The organism is Stenotrophomonas sp. TWI1151 (assembly GCF_039673135.1).
Lineage (GTDB): Bacteria > Pseudomonadota > Gammaproteobacteria > Xanthomonadales > Xanthomonadaceae > Stenotrophomonas.
This window is the reverse complement of the sequence record NZ_JBDJLA010000002.1, coordinates 312,470-332,897: the sequence shown is the minus strand read 5'-3', so window position 1 is coordinate 332,897 and position 20,428 is coordinate 312,470. Positions and strand designations below refer to the sequence as shown.

General features: G+C 67.1%; 20 protein-coding genes. 5 read left to right on the top strand and 15 right to left on the bottom strand.

What is annotated here, in order from left to right; translation table 11 throughout:
- Positions 1–25: 25 nt before the first annotated feature.
- Positions 26–976, bottom strand: coding sequence for a hypothetical protein (locus tag ABE422_RS05580; RefSeq protein ID WP_346482645.1), 951 nt, complete (start codon positions 974–976; stop codon positions 26–28).
- Between ABE422_RS05580 and ABE422_RS05575 the strand changes: the two genes are divergently transcribed.
- A complete protein-coding gene (locus tag ABE422_RS05575) occupies positions 917–1,438 on the top strand; it encodes a Crp/Fnr family transcriptional regulator (protein WP_346482643.1) in 522 nt (173 codons plus the stop codon). The genes ABE422_RS05580 and ABE422_RS05575 overlap by 60 nt on opposite strands.
- A 71-nt stretch (positions 1,439–1,509) precedes the next feature.
- Positions 1,510–2,466 carry a cation transporter gene (locus ABE422_RS05570; protein ID WP_102788854.1) on the top strand — a complete coding sequence of 319 codons (957 nt, stop codon included), beginning with the start codon at positions 1,510–1,512 and terminating at the stop codon, positions 2,464–2,466.
- A 21-nt stretch (positions 2,467–2,487) separates the two neighbouring features.
- On the opposite strand, the gene ABE422_RS05565 is transcribed toward ABE422_RS05570, so the two are convergent.
- Entirely contained in the window at positions 2,488–3,324 is an 837-nt protein-coding gene (locus ABE422_RS05565; protein WP_346464216.1) for an AraC family transcriptional regulator, read from the bottom strand.
- Positions 3,325–3,434: 110 nt separating this feature from the next.
- Between ABE422_RS05565 and ABE422_RS05560 the strand changes: the two genes are divergently transcribed.
- Together ABE422_RS05560 and ABE422_RS05555 are read left to right on the top strand one after the other, a co-directional pair.
- A complete protein-coding gene (locus tag ABE422_RS05560) occupies positions 3,435–3,860 on the top strand; it encodes an organic hydroperoxide resistance protein (RefSeq protein WP_259260512.1) in 426 nt (141 codons plus the stop codon).
- Between the two features lie 86 nt (positions 3,861–3,946).
- Complete coding sequence (locus tag ABE422_RS05555; RefSeq protein ID WP_346482623.1) at positions 3,947–4,729, top strand: hypothetical protein; 783 nt, start codon at positions 3,947–3,949, stop codon at positions 4,727–4,729.
- Between the two features lie 192 nt (positions 4,730–4,921).
- On the opposite strand, the gene mmsB is transcribed toward ABE422_RS05555, so the two are convergent.
- Genes mmsB through ABE422_RS05530 form a run of 5 tightly spaced genes read right to left on the bottom strand, consistent with a single transcriptional unit; the run spans position 4,922 to position 10,472 of the window.
- Positions 4,922–5,812, bottom strand: coding sequence for a 3-hydroxyisobutyrate dehydrogenase (gene mmsB / locus ABE422_RS05550; protein ID WP_346481095.1), 891 nt, complete (start codon positions 5,810–5,812; stop codon positions 4,922–4,924).
- A complete protein-coding gene (locus ABE422_RS05545) occupies positions 5,809–6,984 on the bottom strand; it encodes an enoyl-CoA hydratase/isomerase family protein (RefSeq protein WP_346482622.1) in 1,176 nt (391 codons plus the stop codon). The genes mmsB and ABE422_RS05545 overlap by 4 nt, the downstream gene beginning before the upstream one ends.
- Positions 6,981–7,778: an enoyl-CoA hydratase gene (locus ABE422_RS05540; protein ID WP_346482621.1), complete on the bottom strand. Its 798-nt coding sequence runs from the start codon at positions 7,776–7,778 to the stop codon at positions 6,981–6,983. Before ABE422_RS05540 ends, ABE422_RS05545 begins: the two co-directional genes overlap by 4 nt.
- Positions 7,775–8,941, bottom strand: a complete 1,167-nt coding sequence (locus ABE422_RS05535) for an acyl-CoA dehydrogenase family protein (protein ID WP_121044261.1) — start codon at positions 8,939–8,941, stop codon at positions 7,775–7,777. The genes ABE422_RS05540 and ABE422_RS05535 overlap by 4 nt, the downstream gene beginning before the upstream one ends.
- Positions 8,942–8,966: 25 nt before the next feature.
- The gene (locus tag ABE422_RS05530; protein ID WP_346482620.1) at positions 8,967–10,472 is read right to left on the bottom strand and encodes a CoA-acylating methylmalonate-semialdehyde dehydrogenase; all 1,506 of its coding nucleotides are present in this window, start codon (positions 10,470–10,472) and stop codon (positions 8,967–8,969) included.
- 111 nt (positions 10,473–10,583) lie between these two features.
- Between ABE422_RS05530 and ABE422_RS05525 the strand changes: the two genes are divergently transcribed.
- On the top strand, positions 10,584–11,954 hold the full coding sequence (locus ABE422_RS05525; protein ID WP_346482619.1) for a short-chain fatty acyl-CoA regulator family protein: 1,371 nt from the start codon (positions 10,584–10,586) through the stop codon (positions 11,952–11,954).
- 154 nt (positions 11,955–12,108) lie between these two features.
- On the opposite strand, the gene ABE422_RS05520 is transcribed toward ABE422_RS05525, so the two are convergent.
- From ABE422_RS05520 to ABE422_RS05485, 8 genes are all read right to left on the bottom strand, one after another.
- Positions 12,109–13,998, bottom strand: a complete 1,890-nt coding sequence (locus ABE422_RS05520) for an RpoH suppressor (RefSeq protein WP_346482618.1) — start codon at positions 13,996–13,998, stop codon at positions 12,109–12,111.
- A gap of 144 nt (positions 13,999–14,142) precedes the next feature.
- Positions 14,143–14,679, bottom strand: coding sequence for a lipocalin family protein (locus ABE422_RS05515; protein ID WP_313208876.1), 537 nt, complete (start codon positions 14,677–14,679; stop codon positions 14,143–14,145).
- A 28-nt stretch (positions 14,680–14,707) separates the two neighbouring features.
- A complete protein-coding gene (locus ABE422_RS05510; RefSeq protein ID WP_346482617.1) occupies positions 14,708–15,781 on the bottom strand; it encodes a class I SAM-dependent methyltransferase in 1,074 nt (357 codons plus the stop codon).
- A complete protein-coding gene (locus ABE422_RS05505; RefSeq protein ID WP_346481100.1) occupies positions 15,778–16,575 on the bottom strand; it encodes a DUF1295 domain-containing protein in 798 nt (265 codons plus the stop codon). Before ABE422_RS05505 ends, ABE422_RS05510 begins: the two co-directional genes overlap by 4 nt.
- The gene (locus ABE422_RS05500; RefSeq protein ID WP_346466235.1) at positions 16,572–17,129 is read right to left on the bottom strand and encodes a DUF2878 domain-containing protein; all 558 of its coding nucleotides are present in this window, start codon (positions 17,127–17,129) and stop codon (positions 16,572–16,574) included. The genes ABE422_RS05505 and ABE422_RS05500 overlap by 4 nt, the downstream gene beginning before the upstream one ends.
- A 1-nt stretch (position 17,130) precedes the next feature.
- A complete protein-coding gene (locus tag ABE422_RS05495; RefSeq protein ID WP_313219891.1) occupies positions 17,131–18,387 on the bottom strand; it encodes a cyclopropane-fatty-acyl-phospholipid synthase family protein in 1,257 nt (418 codons plus the stop codon).
- On the bottom strand, positions 18,384–19,151 hold the full coding sequence (locus ABE422_RS05490) for a DUF1365 domain-containing protein (RefSeq protein ID WP_313219890.1): 768 nt from the start codon (positions 19,149–19,151) through the stop codon (positions 18,384–18,386). Before ABE422_RS05490 ends, ABE422_RS05495 begins: the two co-directional genes overlap by 4 nt.
- A complete protein-coding gene (locus ABE422_RS05485; protein WP_346466237.1) occupies positions 19,148–20,428 on the bottom strand; it encodes an FAD-dependent oxidoreductase in 1,281 nt (426 codons plus the stop codon). The genes ABE422_RS05490 and ABE422_RS05485 overlap by 4 nt, the downstream gene beginning before the upstream one ends.

The window sequence follows — 20,428 nt, the reverse complement described above, 5'->3', positions numbered from 1 at the left end:
TACCCGCTTCCGATGAATGCTGCCCTTAGTGCGCTGCGGCACCCTTTCGCTCTGCCTTGTTGATCAGCCACGTCAACAAGGCACCGGGAATCAGGAACCCGGCAGTGACCAGCGCGCCGTGAACAAGCGTGGCAGACGGCTGGCCCAGCGTGGCGACATGCTTCATGGGCGACAACCACGGCGAGAGGTTGATGAAAGCGAGCACCATCACCACCATCGGCCAGCGCAGGTCGACGCCCCGGCGCATGCTCGACAGGTACGCATAGCCTGCAAGTACCGCGACGAACAGCCCTTCGATGATCCAGGACATCGTGCCCAGCTTCCCCCACATCCCCATGCCCAGATGCAGGGTCGAGAAGGGATAGAGAGCCAGATCGGCGTTATGCATCGGCCAATCCGCGAGGAAATGCGAGAAGCAGGCGACGAAGGCGAATGCAGCGACCCGCTTGTCGTTGAGGAAAAACGCGCCCCAGACGCAGGACCACAGCAGCGCGGCGGCGAGCGAATGGTCCCAGTCGATGAAGGTCAGATCAAAGAACAGATAGGGGCCCGCCAGCAGGTTGGGCGTTACGTGGTTCCAGCCGAGAATGATGAAGAGGCCATCGAGGATGTCCAGGAATCCCACCCCATCAGCAGGGGCAGCGTGGGGATCTTTGGAAATCGCGCCTTCAAGGCTAAACCAATCGCGAAATGGCCTACGTACATGAATCACCTCCTGCTCTATCCGATGCGCAGATGATGCTCGCCAGGCGTGGTCTAAACTGTAAATCTTGAACAATTGGCCGACTGGATTCCAACGATGCAAGCCGATGGCACTCTCCCCAGCCACATCGCCGAGCGGTTCAAAGCCGCATCGGTAGTGCGAAGACTGAAGAACGGGCAGCCACTGTTCGAGCAGGGCTCCCGCCCGGCCGCCATGTTCGGCGTTCTTGAGGGATGCGTCCGCGTCGGTGTTGAAGGTGAGGCGATGGATCACCGGCTGGTCGCCGTTCTGGGGCCCTCCCAGTGGTTTGGCGAGGCACCGCTTCTGGATGCGAAGGCCCGCGCCTTTACCGCCGTCGCTCATGGCGAATGCCGCATTGCGACCGTTACGGCAACTGCATTTCATGCCTTGATACGGTCGGATAACGAGGCACTTCTTGCCGTCTGCCAACTCGTCTGCACGCGCTATCGCCAGACGATTGAATGGATCGAGGACACCACCCTTCGATCCTTCGAATGCCGACTGGCGCGCACCGTGATCGGCCACTTTCCCCACTCCGGGTCCAGCGCGCTGCGCCTTTCTCAAGAAATGCTGGCGACGCAGCTCGGCGTATCCAGGCCAACGGTGAACCGACAGCTTGCGCAATGGTCGCGGCAAGGCCTGATCCGCGTGGGATACGGCAGGATCGACATTGTGGATCTGGCGGGGCTTGAGCAGCTCGCCCGCGCGCGATAGCGCGCTGGCAGTACACACGTGCAACCATGGCGGTAGACAATGCGGCTCTGCACCAACCCCGCCAGGCATCCATGCCCGCACTCCGCCTTCCCAGCTTCGACCCCACCACCGAACAAGGCGTCCTGCGCCTGTCGATCGCCGCATCGCTGGCGATGGCCGCCGCAGCGGTGGCCTTTGGCCTGCTCGCCAACTCCTCGCTGATCATCTTCGACGGCATCTACGGCCTGATCGACGTGGTGATGACCTGGCTGTCGCTGCTGGTGGTGCGCCTGATCAGCCTGTCGACCCACGTCGATACCCTGCAGTCGCGCTTGAACCAGCGCTTCACCATGGGCTTCTGGCATCTGGAACCGATCGTGCTCGGGGTGAGCGGGACGTTGATGATCGGCGCGGCGCTGTACGCGGCGGTCAACGCGGTGGACGCCCTGATGTCCGGCGGGCGCGAGATCGCGCTCGGGCCGGCGATCCTGTTTGCGGTGATCTCGATCGTGGCCGAAACCGGGCTGGCACTGTTCGTACGCCGGGCGAACCGGTCGATCGGCTCGGACTTCATCGCACTCGATGCCAAGAACTGGGTGGTCGCGGCGAGCATGTCGGCGGCGTATCTGGTCGCCTTCGTCGGCGGCTATGTGCTGGGTGGCACGCAGTGGGCGTGGCTGGTGCCGTACATCGATCCGGCGATCCTGCTGGTGGTCTGCCTGTTCGTGGTGGTGGCGCCGATGGGCACGGTGCGCCAGGCGTTGTCGGACATCCTGCTGATCACCCCGCTGGATCTGCAGACCCACGTGGACGAGGTGGCGCGCGATATCGTGGCCAGGCACGGTTTCCTGGAATACCGCAGCTACGTGGCCAAGGTCGGGCGCGGTGAGCAGATCGAGCTGTTCTTCGTGGTGCGCGCCGATGATCCACCGCGGGCGCTGATCGAATGGGATCGCCTGCGCGATGAGATCGGCGAAGCGCTGGGTGAGGAGTCGCCGGACCGCTGGCTGACGATCATGTTCACGACGGATCGGGAGTGGGCGATCTGAGCGACGTCGGCGTGCATCGCGTTATCGTTCGGTGGCCACACTGCCCTGTTTCCACTGCCGCGGCGACTGCCCTGTCTGCGCCTTGAACGCGCGCGACAACGCTGCTTCGCTGCCGTAGCCCACGTCGATGGCGATGCGCTTGAGCGGATGGCCGCGGCGCAGCGCCTGCTGCACCAGGCGGGTGCGCCAGCCCTGCAGGTAATGACCGGGCGTACTGCCGATGGTGTCGCGGAAGCTGTCGGCGAAGGCGCTGCGTGACATGCCGGCGCGCTGCGCAAGCGACTCCAGCGTCCACTCGTCGGCGGGCGCTTCATGCATCGCCACCAGCGCGTGACGCAGGCGCGGATGGGCCATGCCGGCGAGCAGGCCGACGCGGATCTGGCCACTCTCCATCAGCGCGCGCAGGATCTGGATCAGCACCACTTCAAACAGACGATCCAGCAGCGCCTGGCGGCCGCAGCGCTGCGCGAAGGCTTCTTCGAACAGCAGTGACAGCACCGGCTGGCCGCCGTACAAGCCCTCCAGCGGCAGGCACACGATCGGCGGCAGCGCAGCGGCGACCGGGTTGTTGGCGCCCCCTTCGAACTGCAGGTTGGCGCACGCGAAATCCGCGCCCCGCGTGGCATCGGTGACGAAGCGGTGCGCGAGCGGGCGCGGGTACAGCAGCACGCTGGGCGTGGTGATCTGCAGCGTGCTGCCATCCGGGTGCTCGACGCGTACATCGCCCTCGCGGATCAGGTGCAGTTGACCGCGCTCGCCGTCGGCTGGCAGATCGTTGATGCCGCACAGCGCGCCCGCGTGGAAGACCTCGGCAGACACCGCGAAACGGTCCAGCAGGGATTGCAGTCGGTCGACCATGGCGGACTCCAGATCAAGTTTTCTGGACGAAATGTTGCCACAAGTACGATGCGGGCGCGCACAGTACACCTGCCATCTGGCCCACCCTTTTCACTCCGCAGGAGATTCCCATGTCCATTGCCAACGTTCTGTATACCGCCCAGGCCACTGCCAACGGCGGCCGCGACGGCCGCGCCGTCTCTTCCGACAACGTGCTGGACATCCAGCTCTCCACCCCGCGCGAGCTGGGCGGTGCGGGCGGCCCGGGCACCAACCCGGAGCAGCTGTTCGCCGCAGGCTACTCGGCCTGCTTCCTGGGCGCGCTGAAGTACGTGGCTGGCCAGGCCAAGGTCGCCCTGCCGGCGGAAACGCAGATCACCGGCAAGGTCGGCATCGGCCAGATCCCGACCGGCTTCGGCATCGAAGTGGCGCTGGAAATCTCGGTCCCGGGCCTGCCGCGCGAGCAGGTCGAAGCGCTGGTGCAGAAGGCGCACATCGTGTGCCCGTACTCGAATGCGACCCGCGGCAACATCGACGTGACGCTGACGGTGGTCTGATCCCCCCGCATGACCTGCCGTGGCGACGGGCACACATCCCCGTCGCCACCGTAGACTGGCCAGACGATCCTCACTGGCAAACGGACATGCACAGGATTCTGGCCGCGCTGTTGCTCAGCGGTTTTCTGGGGGGCTGCGCTACCGCTCCCATCGCGCCACCCGAGGCGATCGCCTCGAACGGGATGAACGCGCTGTCTCTCTTCCGCGGCGCCGGGTTCGTGCACGTGGTGACCGATCTGTATCTGCCCGGCACGGCTGCACCCGGGCTGCCAGAGACCTACGCCTGCCCTGACGCGGCAGCCCGCATCCGGATCGCGGCCTATCCGCCGGCGACCCTGCCGGCTACCGATGCCTGCGCCCTGATCGATGCCGCTGCACGCCACGCGCAGCAGTGGTATCCCGAGCGACGCGCGGCCTATACGGCACTGCTCATGCCCCACGGAACGCGCCTGAACCTGCGCACCCGATCGCTGCGCTTCCGCGTGCCGCATCTGACCTTGGCCATACGCGTGTACGAATCGCGCGCGCGGACCGAGGCCAATCTCGTGGACCTGGTCGCGCATGAGACCTTCCATGCCCTGGGCTTCGCCGCCGGTGATCGCGGTGCAGTTGACGAGCGCACGGCCTACTACGCCGGTCTGTGCACGCAGCTGGCGGTCCTGGGCAGGATCCCGGAGGCGGCGCTGCCGGGTGCCCCGCTCGCCAGCGACAATGCAGATGTGGTCGAGTCAGCGGATGCGGCGTATCGCGTGCGGCGCGAAATCTACGGGTGGTTGCAGGACGGGGAGATCCGCGCTGGCACACCCGGTGGCGAGCGCATGCAGGCACGCTGCCGGGACTTGCCGCGCGCGCCGTCGACGGCCGAGTGACCCGATAAAAAAATGGGCGGCTGCCTGACGCGAACGTCTGGCAACCGCCCATCCCACCGCGGTGGATCCCGTGGGCGTACCCATGGGATGCATCTTGTTCCGTTGCAACGACCAACGGTCGTTGCCTACCGGTGAAGCCGGATGTCGCCGGTTTCGATAGTGAAGTTGCCGGCCAGCGGCCGGCACTACCCGTTACTTGTCGTGCGTGATCAGCTGCACCACGCTGGAGAAGTCCAGCTTGCCGCGACCGGCCTGGTGGTTCATCGAATACAGGTTGCGGGCCAGCTCGCCCAGCGGGATCGAGGCGCCGACACTCATCGCCGCTTCCACCGCCAGGCCCATGTCCTTGAGCATCAGGTCGCTGCCGAAGCCGCCGCTGTAGCCGCGCGAGGCCGGGGCGTTTTCCAGCACGCCGGGCCACGGGTTGCACACTTCGGTGGCCCAGCTGCGGCCGGTGCTGACCGCCATCATCTGCGAGAGCACCTTCGGGTCCAGCCCGTGTGCCACGCCCAGGGCGATGGACTCACCGGTCACCGCCATGATCACGCCCAGCGCCATGTTGTTGCACAGCTTGGCGACCTGGCCGGCACCGCTGGCACCGACGTGGAAGATGTTCTTGCCCATCGCCTGCAGCAGCGGGCGCGCACGCTCCAGCGCCTCGGCTTCGCCGCCGACGATGAAGGTCAGCGTGCCGGCCTGGGCACCTGCGGTACCGCCGGACACCGGGGCATCCAGCATCTGCAGGCCACGCGCGGCGGCCGCTTCGGCGACCTTGCGGGCGGTGGCCGGGGCGATCGTGCTGCAGTCGATGACCAGCGCGCCACCCGGGATATCGCCCAGCAGGCCATCATCACCGAGGTAAACGCCTTCCACGTGGCGGCTCGCGGGAAGCATCGAGATGACGATCTCGGCGTCGATCAGCGTATCCAGTGCCGAGCTGGCGGCGGTGGCGCCGGCATCGACGGCGGCCTGCACGGCGGCGGGCACCAGATCGAACACGCGCACGGCGTGACCGGCCTTGGCCAGGTTGGCGGCCATCGGGCCACCCATGTTGCCCAACCCGATGAATGCAATACGGCTCATGCGTGGCTCCTTTCAGGGACGGTGGCACCGAGGTCGGCCAGCGGATGCGCGGCATCGGACCACGGCGAAACGAAGAAGGTGCGGGCCCACTCGGCCGTGGCGTCCGCCAGCGTGCGCGGCTGCCACTGCGGGGTGCGGTCCTTGTCGATCAGCAGTGCGCGGATGCCTTCGGCGAAATCGCCGTGGGCAGCCGCATGCAGCGCGGCGATGTACTCGATGCGGTAGACCTCGGCCAGCGTTGCGCCGTCGGCGAGGCGCTGCAGCTCGAACGCCAGACGCGCCGAGCCGGGTGCACCGGCGGCCAGCGTGGCCTGCGCGGTCTTCAACCAGGCGTCCTCGGTCTCCAAGGCAAGAATCGTCTCGACGATCGCACCAACGTCGTCACCGGCGCACAGCGCATCCACGGCGGCGGCATTGCGCAGCAGCGGGCCGGTGGCCGCATCGCTGGCGTGCTGCTGCAGCAGCGCGGTCAACTGTTCGTGATTGCGCTTGGCATCGCGGCTCCAGTGCACGTCCGCCAGCGCGTTGAACACGGTCTCGCGCTGTGCCTCGGCGATGTGGATATCGGCCAGGCCGGCATAGATCGCATCGCCGGCGTTGAGCGGCGCACCGGTCAGGGCCAGGAACAGGCCGCCCTTGCCCGGTACGCGCGGCAGCAGCCAGCTGCCGCCCACGTCGGGGAACAGGCCCACGGTGATCTCCGGGAACGCCAGCTTGGAGCGCTCGCTGACCACGCGGTGGCTGGCCCCGGACATCAGGCCGATGCCGCCGCCCATGACGATGCCATGGCCCCAGCACAGGATCGGCTTGGGATAGGTGTGGATCGCATAGTCGACGCGGTACTCGACGTCGAAGAACTCGGCGGCGTAGGCGTTGTCGCGGATGTCGGTCTTCCCGCTCTCGCGGTAGTCGACCATGCTGCGGTACAGGCTGTGCAGGTCGCCGCCGGCGCAGAACGCTTTTTCGCCCGCGCCCTGCAGCACGACCAGCGCGATGCCATCATCGAGCGCCCAGGTCTCCAGCCGCTCGCGCAGCAGGTGCGCCATCGGCAGCGAGAACCCGTTGAGGGTGCGGGCGGCGTTGAGCGTGGCGATGCCGATGCGCGTGCCATTACCGGCGGTGCGCTCTTCGAACAGCACCGGTGCCTCGTCGCTGGCGGCCGGCGTGCTCATGCGTTCTTCCACTCTGCAGCGCGCTTTTCCAGGAAGGCGTTCACGCCTTCGGCCTGGTCGGCACTGTCGAACAGATCGACGAAGGCCTCGCGCTCGGCCACCAGCGCCGAGGCGTGGGTACCGGTGCGGGTGGCCTGCACCAGCGTCTTGCACGCGGCGATGCTGGTCGGGCTCTGCTTGCCCGCCTTGTGCGCCCACGCCAGCGCCAGTGCCTTGGCTTCGCCCTTGGCGACCTTTTCTTCGACCAGGCCGATACGCAGTGCGGTGTCCGCATCGATGCGCTCGCCAAGCAGGATCATGCGCTTGGCCCAGCCTTCGCCGACCAGGCGCGGCAGGTTCTGGGTGCCGCCGGCGCACGGCAGCAGGCCGACGGTGGCCTCCGGCAGCGCCACCTGGGCGTGTTCTTCGATGATGCGCAGGTCGCAGGCCAGCGCGCATTCCAGGCCGCCACCCATCGCGTAGCCGTTGATTGCCGCGATGGAGACACCACGGAACCCGGACAGGGCTTCGAACGCCTCGCCGAAGCGACGTGCAGCTTCGCGTGCGGCGGCCTTGTCGCCGGAGGCGAACTGCTTCAGGTCGGCACCGGCAGAGAAGAATTTCTCGCCATCGCCGGTGATCACCAGCGCGTAGATATCGCGGTCTGCATTGAGTGCGTCGACCAGATCGCGCAGCGCGGACAGGCTGTGCACGGTCCAGGTATGCGCCGGCGGATTGTTGAGGGTGATGACCGCGACGTGGCCATCGGCCTCGACCTTCAGGCCGACATGATCATGCTGGCGCCACTCCATCATCGCAGTTCCTCTTCAGTGTTGAGCAGGTGGCGGGCCACGATCACACGCATGATCTCGTTGGTGCCCTCCAGGATCTGGTGCACGCGCGAATCGCGCAGCAACCGTTCAATCGGGTATTCGCGGATATAGCCGTAGCCGCCGTGGATCTGCAGCGCGTCGTTGCAGATGTTGAAGCCGGCGTCGGTGGCGAAGCGCTTGGCCATCGCGCACCACACGTTGGCATCGCTGGCACCGGCATCGAGCTTGCGCGCCGCGGTGTGCACCATCTGCCGGGCGGCGACCAGCTGGGTGGCCATGTCGGCCAGCTTGAACTGCAGCGCCTGGAATTCCGACAGCGCCTTGCCGAACTGGCGGCGCTCGCCCATGTAGCGGCGGGCGGCATCCAGTGCACCCTGGGCAGCGCCCAGCGAACAGGCGGCGATGTTGATGCGGCCGCCGTCCAGGCCCTTCATGGCCAGCTTGAAACCGCTGCCCTCCTCGCCGAGCAGATGGCTGACCGGCACGCGCACGTTCTCGAACGTGATGCCACGGGTCGGCTGGCTGTTCCAGCCCATCTTCTCTTCCTTGCGGCCGTAGCTGATGCCCGGCAAATCGGCCGGCACCGCGATCGCGCTGATGCCGCCCGCGCCCGGGCCACCCGTACGCGCCATCACCACCAGCAGTTCGGTGGCACCGGCGCCGGAGATGAAGGCCTTGGAGCCATTGAGTACGTAATCGTCGCCGTCACGCACCGCGCTGGTTTTCAGCGAGGCCGCATCCGAACCGGCACCCGGCTCGGTCAGGCAGTACGAGGCCAGCTTCGTGCCGGAGGAGAGGTCTGCGCCCCACGCGGCACGCAGGCTCTGCTGGCCCCACTTGGCCACCATCCACGACGCCATGTTGTGGATGCTGACATAGGCCGCCGTGGACGGATCCACATTGGCGAGCTCCTCGATGACGACGGCGGCGTCCAGACGGCTCAAGCCGCTGCCACCGACCTCGGGATCCATGTACAAACCACAGAACCCGAGTTCCCCTGCCTTGGCGATCGCCTCGCGCGGAAAGATGCCCTCCGCATCCCATCGCGCGGCGTGCGGCGCCAGTTCGGCCTGGGCGAAGTCACGCGCTGCCTCTCTATAGGCCTGCTGCGCTTCGTCGAGTTCCGTCGTCATCGAGTGGCTCATGGTCGAACTCCGTTGTTGCTGTTGCTTACTTCAGGCTGATGGTGGTGTTGACGCCATGACCCAGCGTCTCGTCATCGAACCAGCGCGAGGTGATGGTCTTGGTCTGGGTGTAGAACATCACCACCTGCTTGCCGTACGGGCCTAGGTCGCCGAGCTTGGAGGCACGCGAGCCGGTGAACGAGAACAGCGGCACCGGCACCGGGATCGGCACGTTGATGCCGACCTGGCCGACGTCGATGTCTTCCTGGAACTTGCGGGCGGCCGCGCCGGACTGGGTGAACAGCGCGGTGCCGTTGCCGTTGGGGTTGGCGTTGATCAGTGCGATGGCATCTTCCAGGGTGTCCGCTTCCAGGATCACCAGCACCGGCCCGAAGATTTCCTCGTCGTACACGCGCATCCCCGGCGTCACGCCGGCGAAGATGGTCGGACCAACGAAGTTGCCCTTCTCGAAGCCATCGACCTGCGGGTGGCGGCCATCGAGCACCAGCTTGGCGCCCTGCTCCACGCCCGAGGCGATCAGGCCTTCGACACGCTCACGCGCGGCGCAGGAGATCACCGGACCGACATCGGTACCGGCGACACTGCCGCCGCTGACCTTCAGCGTCTTGGCCTTGGCCACCAGGTCCGGCACCCACTCGCGTGCTTCGCCGACCAGCACCAGGGTGGAGGCGGCCATGCAGCGCTGGCCGGCCGCACCGAAGGCGGCACCGACCATCGCGTTGAGGCTCTGTTCCTTGTTCGCATCCGGCAGCACCACGGCGTGGTTCTTGGCGCCCATCATGCACTGCACGCGCTTGCCGGCCAGCGAGGCGCGGTTGTACACGTGGGTGCCGACGCGGGTGGAACCGACGAACGAAACGGCCTTGATATCCGGGTGATCGCAGATCGCGTTGACCACCTCTTCGCCGCCGTGCACGACGTTCAGCACGCCCTTGGGGATACCCGCTTCCAGCGCCAGTTCGACCAGGCGCATGGTGACCATCGGGTCCTGCTCGGACGGCTTGAGGATGAAGGTGTTGCCGGTGGCGATGGCCATCGGGAACATCCACAGCGGAATCATCGCCGGGAAGTTGAACGGGGTGATGCCCGCGCAGACGCCGAGCGGCTGCAGCAGGGTGTAGGTGTCCACGCCGTTGGCCACGTTGTTGGCCAGCTCACCGAGCTGCAGGTTGCCGATCGCGGCAGCGTGCTCGACCACTTCCAGGCCACGGAACACATCGCCCTCGGCATCCGGCACGGTCTTGCCCTGCTCGGCGCTGAGGATGTGGGCCAGCTCGCTCATGTTCTCGCGGATCAGCTGCTGGTACTTCAGGAAGATGCGCGCGCGGGTGCCGATCGGGGTCTTGCGCCAGGTCTTGAACGCTTCCTTGGCCGAGGCGACGGCGGCGTCGACTTCGCTGGGGGTGGCGAACGGGACCTGGGCCAGGACGTCCTGGGTGGCCGGATTGACCACGTTCTGCCAATGCGAGCTGGTCGATTCGATGAACTGGCCATCGATCAACATGCGGATACGGGGCGCTGCAACAGTCATGGACAATCCCGGCGGGTCGAAAGTTGTTGGCATTATTCACAGTGCCACCCTCGATTTCCGGCCTGTATGCGCTTAATCTGGCCAATGCCCGCTACGATTCTTGTGAATTCTGTGAATAGCCAGTCCGTCCAACGCCAGATCGGCCTGCGCCTGCTCAAGCTGCGCGAGCAGCGCGGCTACAGCCAGCTGGCCCTGGCCAGGGCGCTGGGGCTGTCGGCCAGCTACCTGAACCAGATCGAGCGCAACAAGCGGCCGCTGACCCCGGCGGTGCAGGGCAAGCTGCGCGCCGTACTGGGCGACGTCAGCGAGCTGTTCGAGGTCGATGACCCCGGCGCGCTGCAGGAATCGCTGGGCGAGACCCTGCGCGACCTGGGCCTGGCCGATGTCAGCAGCACCGAACTGCGCGCGATGGCGGGCAACCTGCCGCAGATCAGCCGTGCCCTGCTCGACCTGCACCGCCGCCACCTGATGCTGCGCGAGCATGCCGCCGCGCTGGAGTTCCAGCTGGGTGATGTGCACGCCGGGCAGGCGTTGCCCGCGGGCGATCAGGTCCGCGATTTCTTCAACCGCATGCACAACCACATCCCCGAGCTGGATGACCTGGCCGAGCAGCTGTTCGGCGAATGGGGGCTGGTAGCCGGGCACGTGGCGCCGCGCCTGCGCCAGCTGCTGGCCGACCGCCATGGCGTGCTGGTGGAAGTGGGGCCGCTGCAGGCCGGGCGCGAGAAGCGCGTCTACGACGGCGGCAGCCGCACCTTGTGGCTGCCCGACTATCTGGAGCCGGGCCAGCAGGCATTCCAGATGGCCGCCGAGCTCGCGTTGCTGGGCTATGCGGCGCAGATCGATGCGGTGATCGCCCGCGCGGGCTTCGGCGAAGCGGAGCAGATCGCGCAGGCGCGGATCGGCATGTCCAACTACTTCGCCGGTGCGCTGGTGATGCCGTATGCGCAGTTCCTGCGCGCCGCCGAGCACAGCGCATACGACATCGATGCGCTCGCCCACCGCTTTGGCGTGGGCTTCGAGGCGGTCTGCCATCGCTTGAGCACGCTGGCGCGACGCAGCGCGCCCGGCCTGCCGTTCTTCTTCATCCGCGTGGACCGCGCCGGCAATGTCTCCAAACGGCATTCGGCCACCGATTTCCACTTCTCACAGGTGGGCGGCTCGTGCCCGCTGTGGATCGTGTACGAAGCCTTCAACCAACCGGGGCGGGTGCTGACCCAGACCGCACGCATGCCCGACGGACGCCGCCACTTCTGGCTGGCGCGGCAGGTCAGCAGTGGGCCTATCGGGCACGGGCAACCGCGCAAGACCTTCGCGGTGGCGCTGGGCTGCGACCTGCAGCATGCCGAACGGCTGATCTACACACGTGGGCTGGATATCCAGAGCCCGGGCAACTCGGTCTCGATCGGCCCGGGCTGCCGGGTGTGCCCGCGCGAGGATTGCATGCAGCGCGCGTTCCCGCAGCTGCCGGGACGCGGGTAGCGTCGACCGTTGGTCGACTTGCGTCCGATGCCGCGAGTGTTGGCACCGTTGCGAAGAGCTGCCGACCAACGGTCGGCTCTACCGGTCATGTGACGTTTAACGGGAAGCCGACCAACGGCGGGCAGGTCGGATCGGGATGCGGTCCATCGCCGACTCAGTAGATCGGCGTGACCTTCATCTGCGGCAGCGGACGCGGTGCGCCGTCGGTGAGGTCCGGCCCGAGGTCTTCCCAGGTCTGGCCCTGCTCGACCATGTGCCGCCACAGCTGCTGCGATTCGCGCCGTTTGTCTTCCGAACTCAATCGGTAGGACGGCGGCACCGGCATGCCGGTGGCCACACTTTGATACGCCGCTTCGTATGCCGCCACGCGTTGTGCGGGGTCATCGGTGCGTGCCACATCCAGCGTGTAGCGCTGGTAGGCCGAGGCCAGATTGCGCCAGCGGATCCAGTAATGGTTGGCGAAGGAAAAATCGCAGAACCGCTCCCCGGCGATGCTGCCCTTGTCGGCGATGCGGCTGAGCACGGCCTGCGGCATGTCCAGGTTCATGCCGCCCTCGTCGCCCTCCAGCGCGACATGCACGATGCGGTCGCGGTAGCCCGGCGCGCGGGCCTGCAGCACATCACGCCAGTTCTGCATGGTCGATACGATCGAAAACAGGAAACCGGACATCTCCGCCGCGGCCATCGGCTGCGCGATGGCGTGGTAGGTGCGTTGCCAGCCATGGCGGTTCTCGGTGGGCAGGAACACGGCCTGCTCCGCGCGTGCATGCGCGTCGCCCTCAGCCACCATGCTCACGGCGTCGGCAGGCTGCGCGTAGACCAGATTGATGCCGAAGGTCGGCCAGCGCGGCAACGCGGCGTCGAACAGGTGGATCGGGAAGTTGCTGCTGATGCCGCCATCGGAGAACCAGCACACACGGAACGCGGTGATCACCGGGCCGCAGTTCTGGCCACCGCTGGTGAGCCCTTCCATGCTGTCGGCGACGTTGGTGTTGTCGCGCCGGGGTTCGGCATCGGCCACCGGCTCACAGCGGCGTTCGCGACGGGCCGGCTCATGCAGCGGTACCGCGCTGATCAGCAGCGGGAAGCTCAGGCTCATTCGCGTGGCGACCAGCACCGGCAGATCCTCGCCATCAACCAGGCGGTAGTAGTCGCGCCCATCGACCTGTTGCGGAGGGCCCGCTCGTGCCATCAGCCACTCGACCACGCTGGCCGGAAACAGCTGCGCGAATTCCTCGCGCAGGAACCAGAAGTGCGCCGCGTTGAACGGCAACGTGCGCGGCTCACTGTGCGACACGCAGGTGGTGATCATCTGCAGCGTGATCGCATGCGCGCCGCTGGGCTCGCCGGGATAGCGCGGGGCCGTGTGCAGATCGCCGAAGGTCAATGGCTGGTCATGCGGCTTGCCGGCCAAGGCCTGCAGCTGGGTGTGCAGCCAATCCGTCAACGCCGGCGCGGAGGCGTTTGGCTGGGTGCTGCCATTGCACAGGCCGAGCAGGTTGCGGCGGGCGACGCGGGCAACGCGCAGCGCCGAGGCCAGTACACCGGCCCCGTAGGCGCACAGCAGCGAGGGCAGCAACGTTGCCCAGATGCCGTCGATGCCCCCTGCCAGATAACCGATCCCGAGCAGGCCGGCCAGTGAGACCAGCAGCTCCACCGGCGCGATGGCGAATACCGCGGCGAGCAGACAGGCGACCTTGCGCAGCAGGCCCGCCTTGCCGGTGAGCATCACCAGCAGGCGATACGCGGTACGCGCGCCATACGCCGGTTGGAACAGGCTGTGGATGAAGCCCTGCCGGGACAGCTGCGCGGACACGTCGGCCAGCCCCGGAAAGCCCACCGCCGCCGCTAGCGGCTCCCCGGCCTGGCGACGCCGATCGCCCAGCGCGGCCGCGGCGGCCACGGCGGCCGCAATGGCGCCGGCCGAGGTACCGCCGATGCTCTTGAAGCGGTACTCACGGGCCAGCGACAGCACCGCGTTGGGATACACGATGCCGCTGGTGATGCCGCCCTTCATGACCAGATCGCAGTACTTGTCCGCCACGTTGCCGTCCTCTGTCCGCCCGTGCGTGGCCGATCCACGCACCCTCCCCAGCGGTACCCACCACGAGGCAGGCAACCGGAAGATCGATGCCGACAGTATCGCCTGCGCGCTTCTCAGGGCCTGAGAAGCGCGGCACGGAACCGCTTATTCAGCGTTGCCGGACTGCGGCACGCGCCGCACCTGGGACAGGTCGTAACCGAGCGCTGCGATGCGGGTCATGGCCGCTTGATAGTCGGCATCGGAGATGGTCGGGGTGCGCGCCATCAGCCACATGTAGTCGCGCTTGCTGCGACCCACGATGGTCTGCTTGTACTCCGGATCCAGGTCCACGATCACGTACTCGGCCTGGATCGGCCAGATGAACTGCATGCCCCAGATCGCGCCGCCGGTGCCTTCCTTGACCGTCCCGACCGGGTGCATGGTCTTGATCGGTGCCTGGAAGCTGCCCTTGCGATAACGGAAGGTGGTCTGGATGCGGCCGTCCGGACGCAGTGCGTAGGACTCCACGGCATCGAACGCCTCACGCTCGGGTCGGCTGGGGATATGCGCGATCACGTACCAGTCGCCCATGAAGCGCGGCACGTCCACATGCGCCACGGGCGGGATCGGACGGGTGTTGCCGCTGCAGCCGCCGAGCATCATGCCGACAACCAGCAGGGGAACGAGAGCACGGATGGACATGACGGCTTCCTCCAGGAACGTGGGGTGATCACGGACGGTTGAACAGGTAGTGGGCCACCTGCCACTGCTGGCCCTGCTGGTAGCCGAACAGCTCTGCGCAGGCCATCCAGAACATGCGCCAGCGCTGGTGCCACAACGCGGCCGAGGCATCGCCGTAGGTCTGGCGCAGCACAGCCATCACCGCCTCTTTCTCGCGGTCCTGGTTGGCCAGCCAGTGGTTGGCGGTGCGCTCGTAGTGGGTGCCATCCAGCAGCCAGCGCTGCTGCAGCTGCAGATGCTGCTGGAAGAACAGCAGGGTGTCGGCGGCAGGCATCAGGCCACCGGTGAAGAAGTGGCGACCCATCCAGTTGTCGTCGCCCTCGGTTTCGAACGGGTACATCAGCGTGCGGTGCACGAAGATGTGCACGAACAGCTTGCCTTCCGGCCGCAGCCACGCGTGGATGCGCTGCAGCAGCTGCGGGTAGTTGCGCATGTGCTCGAACATCTCGATCGAGACGCAGCGGTCGAAGGTCTCGGCATCGAGCGTCAGGTGATTCACGTCACGGGTCAGCACGGTGACGTTGATCAGGCCACGTGCACGACACTGCCCCAGGATGTACTCGCGCTGGCTGTTGGAGTTGGAGACGGCGGTGATCTGCGCGTTCGGATAGCGCTCGGCCATCCACAGCGTCAGCGAACCCCAGCCGCAGCCCAGCTCAAGAATATGCTGCCCATCGGCCAGCTGCGCGCGCTCACCGTACAGCGCGAGCATCGCCTCTTCGGCCTCGTCCAGGGTTTCAGTGCCCGTGGCGTAGTAGCAGCTGCTGTACTTCAGGCGCTTGCCGAGGCAGCGGTGGAAGAATTCGGCCGGCACTTCATAGTGCTGGCGATTGGCCGCATCCACGTGCAGCGCCACCGCGCTGCTGGCCAGCCCGGCGATGCGCGCCGCAAAGCGCTGCGACTGCACCTGCTGACCGCCGGCCAGCTCTTCGCGCAGGCGCTGCTCGCACTGGCGGCGGATGCCCAGCCGCAACAGCGCATCGGGCAGCACCCCGCGTTCGGCCAGGCCGGTCAGGCCCGGTGCGTAGTCCGGCAGCGGAAGACGGGCACTGGCGACATTCATGGTGAAGATTCCTTGCGGGCAGACGACGAACGGGAGGGGAACCACGGAAACAGCATCGGCGTGGTGCGTTGGTACTCGCGGTAATCCTCACCGCGCGAGCGCAGCGCCTGCGCCTCGGTGAAGGGAATGCCGCTGACCCAGCGCAGGAACACGTACATCACCAGCGGGCCGGACCACGCCAGCCACCACAACGGCGACTGCACGGCCAGCAGCACGTAGGTGAACCAGTGCAGCCATTCGAAGAAATAGTTGGGATGCCGCGAGTAGCGCCACAGCCCATCGCGGCAGGTCTTGCCCTTGTTGGCCGGATCGGCACGGAAGCGCGCCAGCTGACGGTCGGCCAGCGATTCGCCGCCCACGCTCAGCAGCCACATCGCCACGGCCGCGATCACCCAACCCCAGCCATGTGCTTCCGGATTCACCGACACCGCCACGAAGGGCAGCGCGAACAGCACGATCAGCACTGCCTGGAACTGGAAGAAACCGAAGATCTTTCCTTGATGGCCGTTCCAATGCTTGCGCAGATGCTGGTAGCGACCGTCCTCGGGCTCGCTGCGCACGCGGTGCCACAGGTGCAGCGCCAGACGTGACCCCCACAGGCCGCCCAGCACCGCCAACGCGATCCGCGGCATCGCCGCGCCATCGCCGAGCAGTGCCAGCAACAGGGCAGACGCACCCACACCCTTGGCCCACAGCACATCGACCACGCCGATGTTCTGGTGCCGGCGCTGCCACCACCAGCCCCAGGTCATGATCACGGCGGCGTACAGCCACACCACCCACAGCATCTTCATCGTGTGTCTCCTGGAGCAAGGGTGGCGAGCGGTACCGCGCGGGTCTGCCAATGACGGGCGCACGCCGCAAGCACCGGCAGTGCGATCGCCCAGCCGAGGCCGAGCAGCAGCACACCGCGCCACTGCGGTGTGGCGAACACCACCGACGACCAGCCGCGCGCGGCGGACAGATACGCCAGCGGCGCCAACAGCAGACCGACCAGCGCCGCAAGGCGCAGATGCCGCTGCAGCGTCGCGAACGACACCGTGAGCGTCATTGCGAAGGCAGCCCACAGCGCGAGGATCCAGACCGGGGCCAGCCACGCCGGATCATTGCCGGCCGCGTACGTCACCCAACCGGAGGCGCCGGCCAGCCCGTCTACGACCAACCCGCAGGCGATCGCCACCAGCATCAATCTGATCTCCACTGACGGCTGCGCGGACCAGGCCAACTGAGTGCCCACGTAAGCCGCCGCTGCCAACAGCGCGGGCCAGCGCAGCCCGTGACCGGCCCCGATCACGGCGCAGAGCCAGACCAGCTGGTTGCCGATCACGTTGGCCCAGAAGCGTGGCACGTCAGGCCTCCCCGGCCATCAGCGCGGGCCGGTAGCCCGGGCGCGCCATCAACAGGTGCGAGACGCCGATCGAGCGCTCCAGGAAGCCACCTTCGCAATACGCCAGGTAGAACTCCCACATGCGGATGAAGCCCGCATCGAAGCCCTGTGCGCGCACCGCCGGCAGCTGGGCCAGGAAGCGCTGGCGCCACGCGCGCAGCGTGAGTGCGTAGGAGGGCCCGAAGTCGTGCTGGCCGATCAGCTGCAGATCACTGCTGCGGGTCTTGGCGGCCACGATGGCGTTGATCGAGGGGATGAAGCTGCCGGGGAACACGAAGCGCTTGATGTAATCGACGCTGCGCCGCGCCTGCTCGTAACGCTGGTCTTCGATGGTGATGGCCTGCAGCAGCGCCAGACCGTCATCCTTGAGCAGGCGGGTAAGCGTGGCGAAGTAGGTGTCCAGGTACTGCGCGCCGATCGCCTCGATCATTTCGATGGACACCAGCTTGTCGAACTGGCCCTCCAGATCGCGGTAATCCTTGAGCAGCAGGGTGACCTTGTCCTGCAGCCCGGCCGCCTCGACCCGCTGCCTGGCCAGCGTGTACTGCTCCACCGAGATGGTGGTGGTGGTGACGTGGCAGCCGATATGGCGCGCCGCGTACAGCGCGAAGCCGCCCCAGCCGGTGCCGATCTCGACCACGCGATCAGACGCGGTGAGCTGCAGCTGCTCGCAGATGCGGGCCAGCTTGCGCTCGGACGCAGCCTCGAGCGTATCTTCCGGGCTGGCATACAGCGCCGAGGAGTACATCAGGTCCGGGGACAGGAACAGCGAGAAGAACGGATTGCCGAGGTCATAGTGCGCGGCGATGTTGCGGCGGCTGCCTTCGCGCGTGTTGCGACGCAGCCGGTTCCAGCCTTTGAGCAGCCAGCCGCCGATGCGAGCCGGGCCGCCCTCCATGCCATCGAGCAGATCGCGGTTGCGCACCAGCAGCTGCACCAGCGCGACCAGGTCATCGCAGCGCCAGTCACCGCGGATGTAGGCCTCGCCTGCACCCACGCTGCCCTGTGCGGCCACCGCGCGGTAGAAACCGGGATCGTCCACCCAGACCGTCACCTGGGGCGCGACGTCCGGATCGCCGATCACCACATCGCCCACCGCATCGCGCAGCCGCAGGTGCCCGCCGCGCAGCGGTGCCAGCTGCGCCAGCAGGCGCCCGCGCAGGAACCCTTCAAGGGCGGACGGTTGCGGCACGGCCACCGCACGGGTCATGTCGTTCATGGGGATTTTCCAGCAAGAGAAGGATGGTCGTGAACGGGGTTGCGCTTGAGCCACAGGCGCAGCGCCTGCCAGTGGATCGCGGCCACGACCTTGAGGGTCATCAGCGGGTAGCGCAGCAGCACGCCGGCCAGGCCACGACCGGTGAGCGGATGGCGCTGCATCACCAGGTCGGCGTCGAACTGGCATGCGCCCTCGCGCCACACCTGCATGTGCACGTGCAGGTCATCGCCCGGCGCGGTGAAGCGCCAGCGGTACTCGCAGTCCATCTGCATGAAGGGAGAGACGTGGAACTGCTTGTCGAAGGACCAGCACAGCGCGCGGCCCTGGGCATCGGCCTGCGCCACCGGCAGCACGTAGGCGTGGCGTTCCTTCCAGGGCGTGTTGGTGATCTCCGCCACGATGCTGTCCAGCGTGGTGCCATCAGCGGCATAGCAGTAATAGAAGCTCACCGGATTGAAGACATGGCCGGCATACCGCGGATGCGTCAGCAGGCGGATCGGCCCGGCGGGCGCGTGGCCCAGTGCCTCGGTGATGCGTGCACGTACGGCATCGGCCAGCGGCTGATCGGGCGCACCGAGATAGTCGCTGCGGCGGAACTCGACCACGTTGCGGCGACCCACCGACCACAGCCAGCGCCGCTCGAACAGGCGCGGCAGTTCGTCCAGGTCCAGCAGCAGCTGCGCGATCGGGTAGCCGAACGCGTGCGCGTGCGGCGCGTGCCGCCGATGGCGCATCCAGCCGCGATAGATCGCACTGGCGGTCATGCTGGCAGTGCCTCGGCCAGCGGCCAGTAGGACTCGGCATCCAACGCCTGCAATGCATCGACCACGCGGCGGGCACTGCGGATGCCATCCTCGTGGAAGCCCCAGCCCCAGTACGCACCGGCGAACCAGGTCCGGCGATGGCCCTGGATTTCCGTCCAGCGCTGCTGCGCCCGCACCATCGCGTGGTCGTGCACGGGATGGGCATACTGCAGGCGGCGCAGCACGGTGGCCGGATCGACCGCCTCGCTGCGGTTGAGGGTGACCACCAGGGGCGTGGGGGTATCGATGCCCTGCAGCAGGTTCATGCAGTAGCTGACCGTGCACGGCGCCAGCGGGTCGCGCGGCACATGCGCGTTCCAGGCGGCCCAGGCCTTGCGGTCACGCGGCAGCAGGCTGGCGTCGGTATGCAGCACCACCTCGTTGGGCTGGTAACGGATCGCGCCCAGTACCGCGCGCTCGGTGAGATCGGCATCGGAGAGCAAGGCCAGCGCCTGGTCGCTGTGACAGGCCAGCACCAGCTGATCGAAGCCTTCCAGCCCGGCAGCGCTGTGCACGCGCACGCCATGCTCGTGGCGCTCCACGCCGAACACCGGGCACTCCAGGCGCTCACGCACCTGCCAGCGGCGGCGCAGCGCGTCGACATACCGCGCCGAGCCGCCCTGCACCACGCGCCATGGCGCGCGCCCGGTCATCTGCAGCATCTGGTGATTGGCCATGAACTGCACGAGATAGCGCGCCGGGAAGGCGGCAAGGCTGGCCGTCGGCGACGACCACAGCGCCGAGGCCATCGGCAGCAGGTGTTCGTCGATGAAGGTGCGGCCGTAACGGCCCTTGTCCAGGAACTCGCCCAGCGAGGGACCTTCATCGTCGCGCGCGAGCAGCGCCGGCGCCTCGCGGTAGAACCGGCGCAGGTCGCGCAGCATGCCCCAGAAGCGCGGCGACACCAGGTTGCGGCGCTGGCAGAACAGCGTGTCCAGCGAGGTGGCGTTGTACTCCAGCCCGCTGCGTTCGCTGTGCACCGAGAAGCTCATCGTGGTCGGCTGCGAGGCCACGCCCAGTTCCTCGAACAGGCCGGTCAGCAACGGGTAGTGCGCGGGGTTGAACACGATGAAGCCGGTGTCCACCGCGTGCGTGCGGCCATCGACCTCCACCTCATGCGTATGGGTGTGGCCCCCGAGGTAGTCATTGGCCTCGAACAGCGTCACTTCATGCTGCTGGCTCAGCCACCACGCACTGGCGAGGCCGGCGATACCCGATCCAATCACGGCGATACGCAT